Raw genomic sequence first — 16,230 nt, 5'->3', positions numbered from 1 at the left:
GACATGCATGAACAAAGAGCTGAAGCGCGTTGCATGAATCGATTTCAATGCAACGCGCTTTAGTGTTATTCGAGGCCGCAGACGCATCGCTTCGGAGGCCTGCCATGCAATCGATCACCATCCGCCGCCCTGACGACTGGCACCTGCATCTGCGCGACGGCGCCATGCTGGAAGGCGTGATCGCCGATACGAGCCGCACCTTCGCCCGCGCCATCATCATGCCCAATCTGGTGCCGCCGGTGGTCACCACAGCGGACGCGACGGCCTATCGCGAGCGCATCCTGAAAGCCATGCCGGCCGGTCATCGCTTTCAGCCGCTGATGACGCTCTATCTCACCGAGCATACCAGCCCCGACGATGTCGAGGCGGGCGCCAAAAGCGGCCTGATCACCGCCGTCAAGCTTTATCCGGCCGGCGCCACCACCAATTCGCATGGCGGCGTGCGCGACATGGAAAAGGCGATGCCGGTGCTGGAGCGCATGGCCAGGATCGGCCTGCCGCTCTGCGTCCATGGCGAGGTGACGACGCCTGAGGTCGATATTTTCGACCGCGAAGCGGTCTTTATCGACACCGTGCTCGATCCGTTGCGCCGCCGCCTGCCGGAGCTGAAGGTGACGATGGAGCATGTGACGACAGCGGATGGCATCGACTACATCAAGGCGGCCAAATCAAATCTCGCCGGCTCGATCACCACCCATCACCTGATCATCAATCGCAACGCCATCCTCGTCGGCGGCATCCGCCCGCATTATTACTGCCTGCCGGTCGCCAAGCGCGAGAACCATCGGCTGGCGCTGCGCGCCGCCGCCGTCAGCGGTGACGCCCGCTTCTTCCTCGGCACCGATTCCGCCCCGCATGTCGACCCGCTGAAAGAATGCGCCTGCGGCTGCGCCGGCATCTACACCTCGATCAACACGATGAGCTGCCTTGCCCATGTGTTCGAGCAGGAGGCCGCGCTGGACAAGCTCGAAGCCTTCACCTCGCTGAACGGCCCGGCCTGGTACGGGCTGCAACCGAACGAGGAACGCATCACGCTGGCAAAGCAGGCCGAGCCGGTCGTCTTCCCCGCCAGGATCGAAACCGGCGCTGGTACGGTGACGGTGTTCGATCCGATGTTTCCGCTGCATTGGCGGGTGGTGGCGTAAGCGCCAAGCCTCAAGTGCCCCTCACCCTAACCCTCTCCCCGTAAAAACGGGGCGAGGGGACGTGCCCCGCGAGAGGTTGGTCTTCGCCCCGTTTACGGGGAGAAGGTGGCGGCAGCCGGATGAGGGGCGCCTCATGCGCGAGCTTCGCCTCGAAGTTACCGCCCTAACATTTCCCTGTGCAGTGCATCATTTTTTAACGGAATGCGTAAGACATTCCTCACTTCCGATCGCATAGGTTGCCAATATTATCCGGCGTGGCCGCGGTCGCGGAGACTGAAAAAGCATGATGCTTGACTATAACTCCCTCTTGCTGGCGCTCGGCGTGTCCACGGCGTGCCTTGCCGTGACCTTGATGGGCGGCTGGCTTGTCCGCCGGGCCGAAACCGTGCTGCTCACCGCCACCGTCGGCCTAGTCTTCGTCGTCAGCGGCATTTTTGTCTACAGCGCCTATGTGGACAGGCCGGAGATAGGCTTCGGCATTGCCAATTTCGTGCTGTTTCATGCCGGTTTCGCCACTATCTGGGGTGCCGGCCGGCAGTTTCTCACCGGCCGCCTGCCCTTGCCGGGCATTGCGATCCGCGCCCTGGCGGCGATGGTCTTCTCCATCGTGCCGCTGGTGTCGGGTTATGACGGCCTGGCCTTCATCGCTGACAATCTCGCCATTGCCCTGCTGCTCTTTGCCACCGCTCGGCAATATTGGCTCGCCCGCGCCGAAGCGCCGGCGCCGATCCTCGGCATCTCGGCACTTTATACGCTGACGGCGATCTCCTTCGTGCTCTGCGCCGCCGTGCTGATTTCCGACGGCAAGCTGGTGCTCGGCAAGGCGCCGAGCAACTGGGCCGAGGATCTGAGCCTTGCCGTCTGCATCGCCGGCATGACCGGGATCGGCGCGCTGTCGCTGGCGCTGCATCAGTGGCGGCTTGCCGCCCGCCATCGGCTCGAGGCGATCACCGATCCGCTGACCGGGCTGCTCAACCGCCGCGCCCTGTTCGATCAATACGGCACGCGCCCGATGGGCTCGACCACCGCCGTCATCGTCTTCGATATCGACCATTTCAAATCCGTCAACGACCGCTTCGGCCATGCGGCCGGCGATCGCGTGATCAAGGTCTTCGCCGCCGAACTCTCAGCCAATCGCCGCCCCGGCGATACTGCCGCACGGTTGGGCGGCGAGGAGTTCGCGCTGGTGTTGAAGGAGACCATGCCCGGCCGGGCGGAACTGGCGGCCGAGCGCATCCGCAGGGATTTCGAGGCGCGCGAGATCCCGATCGATGACCAGGTGCTGAAATGCACCGTCAGCGTCGGCGTTGCGCCCGGACGCGCCAAGAGCCTGGATTTCGATGCCATGTTGAGTGCCGCCGACAAGGCGCTTTACGCCGCCAAGCGGGGCGGCCGCAACCGGGTCGAGCTGGCCGGCCACCTGCAGGCGGTTCCGCTCGAGGTGGCGCGCACGGCGTCTTGATTCCTGACGGCTCCTCTCATAATGTCGCCCCTGGCCGGATGCGGCCAGCCGCCCCGCGACGCCCGACGTTTGACACTCTGGCGTTATGGTGAATGCATCCAGTTACCGTCCTTCACATCCCTTGCCGTTTGGCGATCGATGGCGAACGGGTCAGCAGACGCGGGCACTGATCGTCCTGTTTGCCGCCAACGGAAGGATGAGATATGCGCGATTTTCGCGATGCCAAACTCATGGCAAAGACTTTGCGGCAGGCGCTTGCCGACCGCGACATTACGCTGACCCATAGCGAGACCCTCGAAATCGTCGCCCGCCAGTTCGGGCTCGATCAATGGAATATCCTCTCGGCCAAGATCGATGCGGCGAGTGCTTCCCGCTCGGCTGTCGGCATCGAACCGCCAATGCCGATCTTCCGCATCTTCTCGGTCGAGAAGGCCATGGAATTCTATTGCGGCTTCCTCGGCTTCCATCTCGACTGGGAGCACCGCTTCGAGGAAAACTCCCCGCTCTATTGCCAGGTCTCGCGTGACGGAATGGCGCTGCACCTCAGCGAACATTCCGGCGACGCCAGCCCCGGCGCCAAGGCCTTCGTCCGCGTCGCCCATGTGCGCGCCTACCACGCCGAACTCGCCGGCAAGGACTACCGCTACATGAAGCCCGGCCTGGAAGAGGCGCCCTGGGGACTGGAGATGACCGTCATCGACCCGTTCAGCAACCGCATCGTTTTTTGCGAGCAGGCGTAGCATTGTAGGGTTTGTACCAGTGGCTGCCCCTCACCCTAACCCTCTCCCCGTAAACGGGGCGAGGGGACGTGCCACGCGAGACGTTGGCGAGGGACGGAGACGTTGCGGTTATCCCCCTTCGCCCCGCGAGCGGGGAGAAGGTGCCGGCAGGCGGATGAGGGGCAGCCACCGGCGCCGCTTTCTCACACCATCATCAACACCCGGACGAAGGCCATCGAGGCGAGCAGCGAGGCCAGGGTCCGAACATGGTTCCACCACGTCCAGTCCCTCAGATAAGTCGCCCAGAGCGTGGCCGCCTCCGCCCCGCTGCCGCTGACCTTCGTCAGCGCATCGTTCATCGGCACGTTGAAGACGATGGTCGAGAGGAACGAGGCGAAGACATAGAGGGCCGCACCCGCCAGCATCAGCGTTGATGCCCCGCCGCGCCAGTTCATCAGCGCCAGCACCGCGATGACGAGGCAGAGGATTGCCGTCGGCACGAAGAGCGCCATGAAGGGCGAGCGGACGATCGTCACGTTGATCGAGTTCATCGCGGCGATGCCCTGTTCCGGCGGGATGCGGGAGAAGGCGGTCATGATGAAGGTCGAGAAGGCGAAGAAGATGCCGGCGACGAGGCCGCTGCCGATCGCCGCGGCGACGAGGGAAAGGATGAGGACGATCTGCATGTCGAAGCTCCTTCCGAGGGTTTAAAATAAGAGAAACTCTCCCATTTGCAAAATCAGATAAACTCTCTTATTTTCCTTGTCAACCGTCGAAGGAGAGACGATGTCGCAACAGCCGGTCGCAACACGCAGGCGCCAGCAGCATACCGGCCAGCCGCGCCGCATTCCCAGCCAGCAGCGCGGCCGCGAACGCTTCGAAAAGATCCTCGCCGTCGCCTCCGAGCTGATCGAAAGCCGTGGCAGCGACGGCTTGAAGATGAGCGAGATCGTCGAAAAGGCCGGTCTTTCCTTCGGCGCGCTCTACCAATATTTCCCCGATAAGAGTTCGATCATCCGGACATTGGCCGAGCGCTTCAACGAGGAGGGCAGGCGCTGCGTGGAAGCGGAACTGGCGAAGGTCACTGATCCGGCGGCGCTCGCCGGCGCGCTCGCCACGATCGCCGACGAATATTATGCCTTTTTCCGGCGCGAGCCTGTCATGCGCGACATCTGGCATGCGACCCATACCGACAAGCTGCTGCAGCAGGTCGATGCAGAGGATATGGAATTCCATGCCCAGGCATTGCTCGCCGTGCTCGCCCGCCTGTGGCCGGAGCGTGACCGTGGCGAGCTTCTTGCGATCGCCCGGCTGACGATGCAGCTGCTTGCCGCCGCCGTGCGTTATGCCGTTTCGCTGGATGCGGAAGCGGGCGATGCGGCGATTGCGCTCTTCAAGAAGATGCAGGGGCCCGATATCGGCCGTCTCTTGCTGTAAGGCTCGCCTTGCGTCTGGAAACGATGGGCTCTTGCTGCTATTGCCGGAGACGCAAAGCTGAAGGAGAGCCGCATGATCCAGACGACATTTCCCGACCGCGCCGTCATGGCCGAACTGGTGGCCAAGATGCTCTGGGAGATCAAGGCGGTGCATTTCAATGCCGCCCAGCCTTACAAACTCGCCTCCGGCATGGCGAGCCCTGTTTATATCGATTGCCGCAAGCTGCTTTCCTTCCCGCGCATCCGCTCGACGGTGATGGATTTCGCCGCCAGCACGCTGCTGCGCGATGCCGGTTTCGAGCAGTTCGATTGCATCGCCGGCGGCGAGACCGCCGGGATCCCCTTCGCCGCCCTGCTTGCCGATCGCCTCGGTCTGCCGATGATCTATGTCCGCAAACAGCCGAAGGGCCATGGCCGCAATGCGCAGATCGAAGGCAATATGCCGGAAGGGTCGCGCGTGCTGGTCATCGAGGACCTGACGACGGCCGGAACCAGCATGTTCAAGTTCATCGATGCCGTCCGCGCCGCCGGCGGCATCGTCGATCACGGCATCGCGCTGTTTTTCTACGACATCTTCGGCCAGCAGCGCTTTACCGACGGCAAGGTCAGGCTGCATCACATCGCCACCTGGCGCAATATGCTTGAAGTCGCCAAGGCGCAGAAGCTGTTCGACGCCAAGACGCTTGACGAAGTCGAGGCCTTCCTCGATGCGCCGCTCGCTTGGTCGGGACGGAATGGTGGCGTCAGTGAGCTTTCGCTCTAGCCAGTTGACAAAAGCTCGCTTAATCGGTTGATGAACCTATCAGTGCTGTTGGGAGGAATATGATGATTTTGTGCTGCGGCGAAGCCTTGATCGACATGCTGCCGAGGGACACGACCCTTGGCGAAAAGGGCTTTGCCCCCTATGCCGGCGGCGCGATCTTCAATACCGCGATCGCGCTCGGCCGCCTCGGCATCCCCACGGCCTTCTTCACCGGCATTGCCGACGACATGATGGGCGAAATCCTGCTTGCGACGCTGAAGGCCGCCAATGTCGATTACAGCCCCTGCGCCATCACGCAGCGCCCCTCGACGATCGCCTTCGTCAAGCTCGTCAACGGCCAGGCGACCTATGCCTTCTACGATGAGGGCACGGCCGGCCGCATGATCACCGAGGCTGACCTGCCAACCCTCGGCGATGATTGCGAAGCGCTGCATTTCGGCGCGATCAGCCTGATCCCGAGCCCCTGTGGCGAAACCTATGAAGCGCTACTCGACCGCGAGGCTGGCAAACGCGTCATCTCGCTTGATCCGAACATCCGCCCCGGCTTCATCAAGGACAAGCCGGCGCATATGGCCCGCATCAAGCGCATGGCCGCCAAATCCGACATCGTCAAATTCTCCGACGAAGACCTCGACTGGTTCGGTCTTGCAGGCGATCACGACGCGCTCGCCGCCCATTGGATCGCCGAGGGCGCCAAGCTCGTCGTCATCACCAAGGGTGCGGAAGGCGCTTCCGGTTACACCAAGGATCGCAAGGTGACGGTGCCGAGCGAACGCGTCACGGTCGTCGACACGGTCGGCGCCGGCGATACTTTCGATGCCGGAGTGCTGGCGTCCTTGAAGAGGGATGGCCTGCTGACCAAGCCGCAGGTCGCCTCGCTCGACGAACAGGCGGTGCGCAACGCCCTGACACTCGGCGCCAAAGCCGCCGCCGTCACCGTCTCCCGCGCTGGCGCCAACCCGCCCTGGGCGCATGAGATCGGGCTTTAAGGAATAGGCCAGCGTCGGCCCCGGCCGTGAGCTCCAGGCCCCTCATCCGCCTGCCGGCACCTTCTCCCCGCTTGCGGGGCGAAGGAGGAATGCCGCGACGTCTAGGTTCCCTCTTCTCCCCCGCGGGGAGAAGGGGACCCACGCTACGGCCGAAGTTCGGGACCAGCCACGAGGTCCCGCAGGAAATTTTCGCACCAGAGCGAGACGTCGTGCGAGAGCAGATGTTCCATCATCATGCTCCAGCGGTCGCGGCGCTCCTCAAGCGACATGGCGAGCCCCCGCGCAATCGCATTGGCGGTACCTTCGACATCGTAGGGGTTGACCAGCAGCGCGCCCTTCAGCTCGCGTGCGGCGCCGGCGAAACGCGATAGCACCAAGACACCAGGGCGATCCGGATCCTGGGCGGCGACATATTCCTTGGCGACGAGGTTCATGCCGTCGCGCAACGGCGTGACCAGCCCGATCGTCGCCAGCCGAAAAAGCCCGGCGAGCACGTTGCGGCTGATCGATCGGTTGACGTAGCGGATCGGCACCCAGTCGACCGTGCCGATGGCGCCGTTGACGCGGCCGGCCTGTTCGGCGACCATCTTCTGCATCTGCTCGTATTCGGGCACTTCCGATCGCGATTTCGGCGTGACCTGCAGAAACGTCACCTTGTTCTGGTAGGCCGGATTGCCGGTGATGAAGCGCTCGAACGCTTCCAGCCGCTGAATGATGCCCTTCGAATAATCGAGGCGATCGACGCCGATGATCATGTCACGGCCTTCGATGCTGCGCCGGGTCTTCTGGACCATCACGTTGTCTGCCGCTCTTTCGGCGAATGCGGCAAACGCTGCGGTCTCGATGCCGATCGGATAGGCGCCGGCCTTGAAGATCCGCCCGTGCGAATCGAACAATCCATTGCCGAGGTCGTCGCCGATGCCCTCCCGTCTGAGATAGCCGGCGAAGTTCTGGAGATCATAGTCCGTCTGGAAGCCGACGAGATCGTAATGCGAGAGCCCACGCATGATCTCTTCGTGCACCGGCATGGTGACGAGAATGTCGGCCGGCGGCCAGGGAATGTGCAGAAAGAAGCCGATCCGGTTCTTCAGCCCCATCTGCCGCAGTTCGGCGGCGAGCGGAATGAGGTGGTAATCGTGAACCCAGATAATATCATCAGGCTCGATCAGCGGCGCCAGCCGGTGCGCAAAGAAACGGTTGACGCGGAAATAGCCGGCCATTTCCTTGCGGCCATATTCGGCGAGATCCAGGCGGTAGTGGCAGATCGGCCAGAGAACGCGGTTTGCAAAGCCGCGATAATATTCCTCGACGTCGGTGTCGGTGAGATCGGTCAGGGCATAGGTGATGTTGCCCCTCTGCTGCAGCGACAGCGCGCCGGGTTCCCTGTCGCCGCTCGACTCTCCCGACCATCCCATCCAGATGCCGCCGCGCTCCTGCAGGGCTGCCTGCAGCGCGACGGCGAGGCCGCCGGCCGCCGCACCGCCATCTTTGCTCGGCACGGGAACGCGATTGGAAACGACGATAAGACGGCTCATGGGGTTCCTTTTGTGAAGATGGGACATGAAAACGCTGTGTGACGAGCGTCTTGAGGCATCTCCTGAACTTGGGCAGGGACCATACGGTGAAGGCGCCGACATCGACAGAGCCGACCCGGACGCGAGCGGGCCGGTGCAGATGCCAACGGGGACAACGGAGAATTTCCGCACAGAATTTGCTTAAATCTAGGGCGATTCCATCAGATTGAAAGAATTCTTTCTAAAATTTTCTATTAGAAGAACGTTCAATCCGGTTCGTGCCGCAGGGCCTATCGCCAGGAATACACCCAGGCCGGCCGCTTTCAGTTCATCATTTGCGGGCCGCAATGACCATGTTGGCGCCAATCCGCTCTGGTGCATGAGCTTGGTTTGTAAGGCCGGAGCGCGCTTCGCCCCTCATCCGGCTGCCGCCACCTTCTCCCCGTAAACGGGGCGAAGGGACAATGCCGCAACCTCTCCGTTCCCCACTCACCTCTCGCATGGCACGTCCCCTCTCCCCGTCAGAACGGGGAGAGGGTTAGGGTGAGGGGCAATATCGAGCGCTTACTTCGCCAGCTTCGACAGCGCCGCGACCAGCCCTTGCGTCGAGGAATCATGGCCTGCCGCGCTCTCCTTGCCTTCGACAACCGGCAGCAGGCCCGTCGCCAGTTCCTTGCCGAGCTCGACGCCCCACTGGTCGAAGGAGTTGATGCGGAAGAGCACGCCTTCGACGAAGACGCGGTGCTCGTAAAGCGCGATGAGGCGGCCGAGCGCGTAAGGGGTGAGCTTGTCGTAGACGAAGGTGATCGACGGGCGGTTGCCGGTGAAGACGCGGTGCGGGGCGATGAATTCGGCCTTCTTGTCGTCCATGCCCTTGTCGGTCAGCTGCTTCTTGGCTTCCGCGAAGGTGCGGCCCTTCATCAGCGCTTCCGACTGGGCGAGCACATTGGAGATCAGCAACTGGTGCTGATGGCGCAGCTCCGGCTCGAAGGCATTGGCGGCGATCATGAACTCGGCCGGGATGATGCTCGTGCCCTGGTGGATCAGCTGGTAGAAGGCGTGCTGGCCGTTGGTGCCGGGCTCGCCCCAGACGACCGGGCCGGAATTGCCTTCGACCGGCGTGCCGTCGATGGTCACACCCTTGCCGTTCGATTCCATGTCGAGCTGCTGCAGATAGGCCGGGAAGCGCGACAGGCGCTGGTCGTAGGGCAGGATGGCGCGGGTGGGATAGCCCAGCACATTGCGATGGTAGAAGCCGATCAGGCCGAGCAGCATCGGCAGGTTCTCGGTAATCGGCGCCTGACGGAAGTGGTTGTCGACGGCATGGGCGCCATCGAGGAACTTGCCGAAACTCTCCGGGCCGACGGCGATCATCAGCGGCAGGCCGATCGCCGACCAGATCGAGTAGCGGCCGCCGACCCAGTCCCAGAAGCCGAAGACGCGGGCGCTGTCGATGCCGAAGGCGGCAACCTTGTCGAGCGCCGTCGAGACGGCGGCGAAGTGATGCTGCACGGCCGCTTCACCGAGCGCCTTGGCGATGAATTTGCGCGCCGTCTGCGCATTGGTCATCGTCTCCACGGTGGTGAAGGTCTTCGAGGCGACGATGAACAGCGTCGTCTCCGGCTGCACCAGCTTCAGGATATCGGCGATATGGGCGCCGTCGATATTGGAAACGAAATGCGCACGCGGACCGTCATGGAAGGGGGCAAGCGCCAGCGTCGCCATGACAGGACCGAGATCCGAGCCGCCGATGCCGATATTGACGACATCGGTGATCGCCTTGCCGGTGGCACCCTTCAGCGCGCCGGAGCGGACGTCGTCGGCGAACTTGCCCATGGCGGCGAGCACCGCATTGACATCGGGCATCACGTCCTTGCCGTCGACCAGGACCGGCGTGTTGGAGCGGTTGCGCAGGGCGGTGTGCAGGACGGCGCGATCCTCGGTGAAATTGATTGCCTTGCCGGAGAACATCTCCTCGCGCTTCTTCTCGACGCCGCCGTCTTCGGCGAGCTTGACCAGCAGCTTGAGGATGTCGTCATTCACCGCCGTCTTGGAAAAATCCATCAGCAGATCGTCAAGCGAAACGGAAAAACGCGAGAAGCGCTGCGCATCGGCGGCGAAGGCCGCACGGAGATCGGTCGCCTTGGTGGCGGCGGCAGTGCTTTTCAGCTGTTCGACGATGGCGTTCATGGGGAGGCTCCTTTGGAGGCGGAAAGGGTTGCGGAAACTATTCGCTTTATCGGGGCCAAATCAAGTTCAGCCGCCCCTCTAATATGAAAAAAGCCACCTGCGGGAAAAAAGTCTCCTCCGTCATGCTCGGCCTTGTGCCGAGCATCTGAGCACAATCATTGCTTGACAGGAAAACGTTTATTTTCAGAGGCTTAATGGGGGCCGGCGAGATCCTCGGCACAAGGCCGAGGATGACGTCGCGGGTTTTATGGTTTGCCCGCAGCCTGAGCCATCTGCAGGAAGCGGATGGCTGCTGATTTCATTACAGGGCGCCGCACGTCTGAAAGACGAAGGAGGCTATAACACTTTGAATTCGTCAAATTCAGCCGCGCAGATCCTTGCGCAGGATCTTGCCGACCGGCGACTTCGGCAGTTCGGTACGGAATTCGATGAAGCGCGGGCGCTTGTAATTGGTGAGATTGGCGATGCAATGGGCCTTCACCTCGGCTTCCGTCAGCTTCGGATCCTTCCTGACGACGAAGAGTTTGACCGCCTCGCCGGAATGCCCGTCCGGCACGCCGATCGCCGCCGCCTCGAGAATGCCGGCATGCATGGCGGCGACTTCCTCGATCTCGTTCGGATAGACGTTGAAGCCGGACACCAGGATCATATCCTTCTTGCGGTCGACGATCTTGGTATAGCCGCGTGCGTCCATGAAACCCATGTCGCCCGAGCGGAAATAGCCGTCGTCGGTCATCACCCGCGCCGTCTCCTCCGGCTTCTGCCAATAGCCGGCCATCACCTGCGGCCCGCGGATGCAGATCTCGCCGACCTCGCCGAGCGGCAGCGATTTTCCGTCCTCGTCGCGGATATCGAGATCGGTGGAAGGCATCGGCAGGCCGATCGAGCCGGTGAATTCGGGCGAATCGAAGCGGTTGGCGGTGGCGACGGGCGATGTTTCGGAAAGGCCGTAGCCCTCGGTTATCGCCATGCCCGTCATCTTCAGCCAGCGTTCGGCGACCGGGCGCTGCACGGCCATGCCGCCGCCGAGCGACATGATCAGCGGGGAGAAGTCGAGCTTGGCGAAATCGGCATTGTTCATCAGCGCATTGAACAGCGTGTTGAGCCCGGGGAAGATGTGGACATCGGACTTGCCGAATTCCTTGACGAGGCCGGGAATGTCGCGCGGATTGGCGATCAGGATATTGCGGGCGCCGAGCGACATGCCCATCAGCGAATTCACCGTCAGCGCGAAGATGTGGTAGAGCGGCAGGGCGCAAAGGAAATTCAGCACCTCCGGCTGTTTCTTGCGCTCGAAGGCCGACCGCAGCCAGAGCGACAGCTGCAGTTTGTTGGCAAGCAGATTGGCATGCGTCAGCACCGCGCCCTTGGCAACGCCGGTCGTGCCGCCGGTATATTGCAGGAAGGCGATGTCGCTGCCGGCAAGCGTCACCGGCTGCAGCGTCTTTTTCGTCCCTTCGCGCAGCACCTGGCCGAAGCTCTTGTGCTGCGGGATCGACCAGGAGGGAACGAGCTTCTTCACCTTGCGCACGGCGAAATTGACGATCAGCCCCTTCAGCCCCAGCATTTCGCCGAGCGAGGTGATGACGACATGCTTGAGGTCGGTCTTGTTCAGGACCTGCTCCACCGTGCGGGCAAAATTTTCCAGGACGAAGATCGCCTTAGCGCCGGAATCGCGCAGCTGATGTTCGAGTTCACGCGGCGTATAGAGCGGGTTGACGTTGACGACAACGAGACCGGCTCTCAGGATGGCGTAGGTGGCGACCGGGTTCTGCAGCACGTTCGGCATCATCACCGCGACGCGGTCGCCCTTCTTGAGGCCGATGCTCTGCAGCCAGGCGGCGACCTTGCGCGTCTGGCTTTCCAGCTCGCGGTAGCTCATCGCCTTGCCCATGCTGGAAAAGGCGGTCCGGTCAGCGTAACGGGCGCAGGATTTTTCGAGCAGTTCCGCCAGCGAGGCATGTTCCAGCGGCGGAAGCTCGGCCGGAACCATCTCCGGATAGGCGGCAAGCCAGGGTTTCTCGGGCTTGGCTCCGTTCGGATGGACGGAAATGCTGTTCATCGTGTCTCTCTCCCTTGCGGCCGCCGCGCCGACGATCGGTCGGCAGATCGACCGAAAGATCCTCCATCTTCCAGTCCGGCAGCTTATGCCATTGCTCGAATGGTTCAAGCCGAATTGAAGCTATACTAACCTTGACGTAAACGTCAACATTCACCGGTCGCGCAATCCTGCCGGAGATGGGGAACTTTGAACCCGCCATGACGTTGATCTTCCATACCCAATCCGAGAAAACCAAAAGGAGATGCACAATGCTGAATCAGGATACCGGCGCCACCAGCCGTGACCCGAATGCCAAGGATACCCACTCGCTGATCGCCAGCGACCGTGTCGAAGGCACCCGTGTCTATGGCCCCGATGGTAGGCATATCGGCTCGATCGAACGCCTGATCATCGGCAAGCTCGACGGCCGCGTCGCCTATGCCGTGCTGAGCTTCGGCGGCTTCCTGGGCATCGGCCACGACCACTACCCGCTGCCCTGGGAAAAGCTGAACTACGACACCCAGCTGGACGGCTATCGCATCGACCTGACCAAGGAACAGATCGAAGGCGCCCCGAGCTATGCGGACGATGACGACACCTGGTACAACGATAATGGCCGCCGAGTGTATGACTATTACGGCGTGCCGCCCTACTGGATGTAACGTCGTCCGATAGGCGGAACTGGAAGGGCCCCGTGCGATGCGGGGCCTTTTGGTGCGTGGTAGCCGTATCTTACAAAGGTTGCGAGGAACTGGGAGCTCACGTCATGTCCTCTTCTTCCCTCGGGGAGAAGGTGCCGGCAGGCGGATGAGGGGGCCACACGGCGCACCCCTCACGTAGAACCCATTCTGGCACGCCAATGCCAACGCCGTTTTCCAGCACCTTTATCACGTTCACGATGCAGCCGCTGTCCGCATGGCTCCTATCTTCGATAGGCCGGTGTCTTCGGCCCCGTCATCCGCCCTACGGGCACCTTCTCCCCGAGGGGAGAAGAGGGAGTCGAGACGTTGCGGCCGCGTTTATTGCGGACCTGCGACAAGATCATTGGCGGACCGCAGTACCGTGCCGAGGACGATGTCTTCGGCCCGAATCACCTTCGCCGTCCTTACCGCAAACACATGGCTCTCTCCCGGCAGCAGCGTCACCAGCATCGAATCGACCACGGAATCCGGATCCAGCCGGTCCGTCATCAGGCAGAGATCCTTGAGGAAGTTCTGAGCCGTCACCGTAACCGCAAATCCGCCCTCGATCGCCGCGACATCGACGCTCAGCCGCGGCGCCGGCAAAGCGAGTTCGATATCCTCGACGAAATAATGGAAAGCCCGCCTGTCGAGCATCTCGACGACAACAACCTCGTCTTTCGGTAAGCCAGGCCTGACGATATTTTCGGGCAGCGGAAATTCCCTGGCCTCGAAGCGGTCGCAGAGCAGGCGCCAGAATTCGAATTCGGCCAGCACCGTACCGTCGAGCCTCAGGCGTTTGCCGGCGATCTTTGCCCGCCAGAACAGCGTTCTCTCGTTGACCGCCACAGCCGAAAGCCCGTCGCCGCGCGGCTGGATGGTCAGCAGGCGGGGATCATAGGCGGCCTTCAGTGCATACCAGAGCGGCTTGCGGCGCCCGGCCGAATCGAGGGAAGCCCAAGAGGTCACCGGCCAGCAATCGTTGAACTGCCAGACCACTGCACCCTTGCAGATCGCCCGATGCGAGCGCATGTGCTCGATGCCGAAGCGGATGGCGCGGGCCTGGTTGAGCTGGGTGGCGAAGTGCCAGTCATCCATCGTCTTCGGTTCCGGCAGGTGGCCGGCGAGGCCGCGGATCAGCTTGTCATTGCCCTGCGTCGCCTTCTGGTGATGGAAGACGCCGTTCGATTGCGGCGTCAGCGGCGCGTCATGCACGCTTTCTTCGATCGTCGCCCAAGCGGCCGGCGCCTGCCAGCCGAATTCGGAGCAGAAGCGCGGGATATAGTTGCGGTAGACCTCGTAGCCGACATCGTTCCACACGTCCCAGATATGTTTGCAGCCATGCGCGTCGGCATTGGGCTCGATCTCCATCGAGCCGGAATAGGGGCTGCCGGGATAATAGGGCCGGTCTGGGTCGAGTTCGGCGCAGAGCCTCGGCAGCAGGTCGAGATAATAGCCCAGCCCCCAGCTCTCGCCTGCTTTGATGATCGGCCGCCAGCCCCATTCGTCGAAGCCCCAGATATTTTCGTTGTTGCCGTTCCAGAGGATCAGTGAGGCATGCGGCATCAGCCGCACGACATTGTCGCGCACCTCGGCCTCGACTTCGCTTCGAAGCGGTTCCTCCTCCGGATAGGCGGCGCAGGCAAAGAGGAAGTCCTGCCAGACCAGCATGCCCATGCGGTCGCAGGCCTCGTAGAATTCGTCGCGCTCGAAGATGCCTCCGCCCCAGACGCGCAGCATGTGGATATTGGCGGCCTTCGCCTCCTCGATCCGGGCGGCATAGCGCTCGGCCGTCACCCGCGAGGGGAAACAATCGTCCGGAATCCAGTTCGCGCCGGCGATGAACAGCGACACGTCGTTGATGACGAAGGTGAAGGCCGAACCATGCGCATCGGCCGAGGTGTCGAGCCTCAGCGAACGGAAACCGAGCTCCCGCTGATAGGTGTCGAGCAGATCGCCGCCGGCATCGTCGATCAGTTCGAGTGTCAGGGGATAGAGCGGCTGCGCGCCGAGATGATGCGGCCACCAGAGTTTAGGCGAGGGCAGGCGAAGCTCGAGGGCGGCGGTGTCTTCTCCGGCGCCGATCGCCACCGCCGTCGTCACGCCGCCGATCGTCGCGACCAGCCGGCACGCCGCCCTGTCGCCATGACGCGCCACCTTCGCATGGATCTTCACCAGCCCGTCACCGCCGGCAAGCGTGGCCGACACCCGTGTTTCGGCAAGCCGCGCCCGACGCCAGCTTTCCAGCCTGACTGGTTTCCAGAGGCCCGCTGTCACCAGCGTCGGACCCCAGTCCCAGCCGAAATTGCAGGCCATCTTGCGCATCAGATTGCCCGGTCCCGGATAGTTGTTGGGACGGTAGCCGTAATGCTTCTCCATCTCGGCGCCATAGGCATAGGCGGAGCGGAAGCTGACCGCGAGGTCGTTGGCCCCCACCTTCAGCAGCCCGGAAACATCGAAACGATAGGTGCGGTGCATGTTGAAGCTGCGGCCGATCTCTTCGCCGTTCAGCGCGATCACCGCGACCGTATCGAGCCCGTCGAAGACGAGCTCCTGCACCCTGTCGTCGTCAGGCGCGGCCTCGAATGTGCAGCGATAAGTCCAGTCGGTTTTGCCGATCCAGTCATTGGTGATCTCGTTGATGTCGATATAGGGATCGGGGATCAGCCTGTTGGCGAGAAGGTCGAGATGCACGCAGCCCGGCACCGTCGCGGCGATTGTTTCCGGCAGGCCGGGCCTTCCTGTATCGTTGCAGGTGAGCGTCCAGCCGGAATTGAGCGCGGTCTTCTCGATCATGGCAGGCTCCTGATTTATGCCGCTCGAAATTGTGGTGGGGTGGCTTTAGGAGGGGCGCCGCGGCGCGTCAGAGAAACCGGCCGTGGCGCTGCAGCACTTCGATCTTGTAGCCGTCTGGGTCGCTGATGAAGAAGAACAGGCCGAAGAGCTTGCCGTCGCGGTTGAGCTCCACCAACTCACCCGGTTTCAGCCCCAGCTTCGTCAGCCGTTCACGCTCGATCGCCACCTCTTCGACGGACACGGCGAGATGGCCATAGGCATTGCCGAGATCGTAGGGTTCGGTGCGGCCCTTGTTGACGGTCAGCTCCAGTTCGAAGCCGGTCTCGGCATTGCTGAGATAAATCAGCGTGAAGGTTTCGAAATCGACGCGATCGGCAACCGAAAGGCCAAAAGCCTTGCGATAGAAATCGACCGAACGCGTCTCGTCGAGAACGCGGATCATGGAGTGGATCATCTTCGCCAATTCTGCCTCCCATTCTTTCGGTCACGCCTGTG

14 protein-coding genes are annotated in these 16,230 nt (G+C 62.4%); 8 read left to right on the top strand and 6 right to left on the bottom strand.

All coding sequences use genetic code 11. From position 1 onward, the window contains the following. Nucleotides 1-104: 104 nt before the first annotated feature. The 3 genes from pyrC to QMO80_RS10460 all read left to right on the top strand — a co-directional run bounded on the left by pyrC (nt 105) and on the right by QMO80_RS10460 (nt 3,347). The gene (pyrC, locus tag QMO80_RS10470) at nt 105-1,145 is read left to right on the top strand and encodes a dihydroorotase (protein WP_283199978.1); all 1,041 of its coding nucleotides are present in this window, start codon (nt 105-107) and stop codon (nt 1,143-1,145) included. A gap of 283 nt (nt 1,146-1,428) precedes the next feature. Further along, nucleotides 1,429-2,607, top strand: a complete 1,179-nt coding sequence (locus QMO80_RS10465; RefSeq protein WP_283199977.1) for a GGDEF domain-containing protein — start codon at nt 1,429-1,431, stop codon at nt 2,605-2,607. A gap of 203 nt (nt 2,608-2,810) precedes the next feature. Then, on the top strand, nt 2,811-3,347 hold the full coding sequence (locus tag QMO80_RS10460) for a glyoxalase superfamily protein (protein WP_283199976.1): 537 nt from the start codon (nt 2,811-2,813) through the stop codon (nt 3,345-3,347). Nucleotides 3,348-3,529: 182 nt separating this feature from the next. On the opposite strand, the gene QMO80_RS10455 is transcribed toward QMO80_RS10460, so the two are convergent. Further along, on the bottom strand, nt 3,530-4,012 hold the full coding sequence (locus QMO80_RS10455; protein WP_283199975.1) for a DUF1772 domain-containing protein: 483 nt from the start codon (nt 4,010-4,012) through the stop codon (nt 3,530-3,532). Nucleotides 4,013-4,112: 100 nt separating this feature from the next. Between QMO80_RS10455 and QMO80_RS10450 the strand changes: the two genes are divergently transcribed. The 3 genes from QMO80_RS10450 to QMO80_RS10440 all read left to right on the top strand — a co-directional run bounded on the left by QMO80_RS10450 (nt 4,113) and on the right by QMO80_RS10440 (nt 6,514). Then, on the top strand, nt 4,113-4,763 hold the full coding sequence (locus tag QMO80_RS10450; protein ID WP_283199974.1) for a TetR/AcrR family transcriptional regulator: 651 nt from the start codon (nt 4,113-4,115) through the stop codon (nt 4,761-4,763). Nucleotides 4,764-4,835: 72 nt separating this feature from the next. Then, complete coding sequence (locus tag QMO80_RS10445; protein ID WP_283199973.1) at nt 4,836-5,525, top strand: orotate phosphoribosyltransferase; 690 nt, start codon at nt 4,836-4,838, stop codon at nt 5,523-5,525. A gap of 62 nt (nt 5,526-5,587) precedes the next feature. Further along, nucleotides 5,588-6,514 carry a carbohydrate kinase gene (locus tag QMO80_RS10440; protein WP_283200165.1) on the top strand — a complete coding sequence of 309 codons (927 nt, stop codon included), beginning with the start codon at nt 5,588-5,590 and terminating at the stop codon, nt 6,512-6,514. A gap of 143 nt (nt 6,515-6,657) precedes the next feature. On the opposite strand, the gene otsA is transcribed toward QMO80_RS10440, so the two are convergent. The 3 genes from otsA to QMO80_RS10425 all read right to left on the bottom strand — a co-directional run bounded on the left by otsA (nt 6,658) and on the right by QMO80_RS10425 (nt 12,280). Further along, nucleotides 6,658-8,049, bottom strand: a complete 1,392-nt coding sequence (otsA, locus tag QMO80_RS10435) for an alpha,alpha-trehalose-phosphate synthase (UDP-forming) (protein ID WP_283199972.1) — start codon at nt 8,047-8,049, stop codon at nt 6,658-6,660. 543 nt (nt 8,050-8,592) lie between these two features. After that, entirely contained in the window at nt 8,593-10,218 is a 1,626-nt protein-coding gene (pgi, locus tag QMO80_RS10430; RefSeq protein WP_283199971.1) for a glucose-6-phosphate isomerase, read from the bottom strand. A gap of 361 nt (nt 10,219-10,579) precedes the next feature. Next, nucleotides 10,580-12,280: a long-chain fatty acid--CoA ligase gene (locus QMO80_RS10425; protein WP_283199970.1), complete on the bottom strand. Its 1,701-nt coding sequence runs from the start codon at nt 12,278-12,280 to the stop codon at nt 10,580-10,582. Here QMO80_RS10425 and QMO80_RS10420 point away from each other — a divergent pair. Together QMO80_RS10420 and QMO80_RS10415 are read left to right on the top strand one after the other, a co-directional pair. Then, nucleotides 12,270-12,398, top strand: coding sequence for a hypothetical protein (locus QMO80_RS10420; RefSeq protein ID WP_283199969.1), 129 nt, complete (start codon nt 12,270-12,272; stop codon nt 12,396-12,398). The genes QMO80_RS10425 and QMO80_RS10420 overlap by 11 nt on opposite strands. Nucleotides 12,399-12,528: 130 nt before the next feature. Continuing rightward, a complete protein-coding gene (locus tag QMO80_RS10415) occupies nt 12,529-12,921 on the top strand; it encodes a PRC-barrel domain-containing protein (protein ID WP_283199968.1) in 393 nt (130 codons plus the stop codon). Nucleotides 12,922-13,278: 357 nt separating this feature from the next. Here the strand turns inward: QMO80_RS10415 and QMO80_RS10410 are convergent, their stop codons facing one another. Together QMO80_RS10410 and QMO80_RS10405 are read right to left on the bottom strand one after the other, a co-directional pair. Then, complete coding sequence (locus tag QMO80_RS10410; protein WP_283199967.1) at nt 13,279-15,735, bottom strand: glycoside hydrolase family 2 protein; 2,457 nt, start codon at nt 15,733-15,735, stop codon at nt 13,279-13,281. Nucleotides 15,736-15,802: 67 nt separating this feature from the next. Beyond that, a complete protein-coding gene (locus QMO80_RS10405; protein ID WP_283199966.1) occupies nt 15,803-16,198 on the bottom strand; it encodes a VOC family protein in 396 nt (131 codons plus the stop codon). Nucleotides 16,199-16,230 lie beyond the last annotated feature (32 nt).

The sequence above is a fragment of the Rhizobium sp. BT03 genome, assembly GCF_030053155.1.
Lineage (GTDB): Bacteria > Pseudomonadota > Alphaproteobacteria > Rhizobiales > Rhizobiaceae > Rhizobium.
The sequence above is the reverse complement of the archived record's forward strand: the minus strand, read 5'-3'. Positions and strand labels throughout refer to the sequence as shown.

Coding starts and splice junctions, on each gene's coding strand:
- pyrC (WP_283199978.1), top strand. CDS start 105: ATGCAATCGATCACCATCCGCCGCCCTGACGACTGGCACCTGCATCTG.
- QMO80_RS10465 (WP_283199977.1), top strand. CDS start 1,429: ATGATGCTTGACTATAACTCCCTCTTGCTGGCGCTCGGCGTGTCCACG.
- QMO80_RS10460 (WP_283199976.1), top strand. CDS start 2,811: ATGCGCGATTTTCGCGATGCCAAACTCATGGCAAAGACTTTGCGGCAG.
- QMO80_RS10455 (WP_283199975.1), bottom strand. CDS start 4,012: ATGCAGATCGTCCTCATCCTTTCCCTCGTCGCCGCGGCGATCGGCAGC.
- QMO80_RS10450 (WP_283199974.1), top strand. CDS start 4,113: ATGTCGCAACAGCCGGTCGCAACACGCAGGCGCCAGCAGCATACCGGC.
- QMO80_RS10445 (WP_283199973.1), top strand. CDS start 4,836: ATGATCCAGACGACATTTCCCGACCGCGCCGTCATGGCCGAACTGGTG.
- QMO80_RS10440 (WP_283200165.1), top strand. CDS start 5,588: ATGATTTTGTGCTGCGGCGAAGCCTTGATCGACATGCTGCCGAGGGAC.
- otsA (WP_283199972.1), bottom strand. CDS start 8,049: ATGAGCCGTCTTATCGTCGTTTCCAATCGCGTTCCCGTGCCGAGCAAA.
- pgi (WP_283199971.1), bottom strand. CDS start 10,218: ATGAACGCCATCGTCGAACAGCTGAAAAGCACTGCCGCCGCCACCAAG.
- QMO80_RS10420 (WP_283199969.1), top strand. CDS start 12,270: ATGCTGTTCATCGTGTCTCTCTCCCTTGCGGCCGCCGCGCCGACGATC.
- QMO80_RS10425 (WP_283199970.1), bottom strand. CDS start 12,280: ATGAACAGCATTTCCGTCCATCCGAACGGAGCCAAGCCCGAGAAACCC.
- QMO80_RS10415 (WP_283199968.1), top strand. CDS start 12,529: ATGCTGAATCAGGATACCGGCGCCACCAGCCGTGACCCGAATGCCAAG.
- QMO80_RS10410 (WP_283199967.1), bottom strand. CDS start 15,735: ATGATCGAGAAGACCGCGCTCAATTCCGGCTGGACGCTCACCTGCAAC.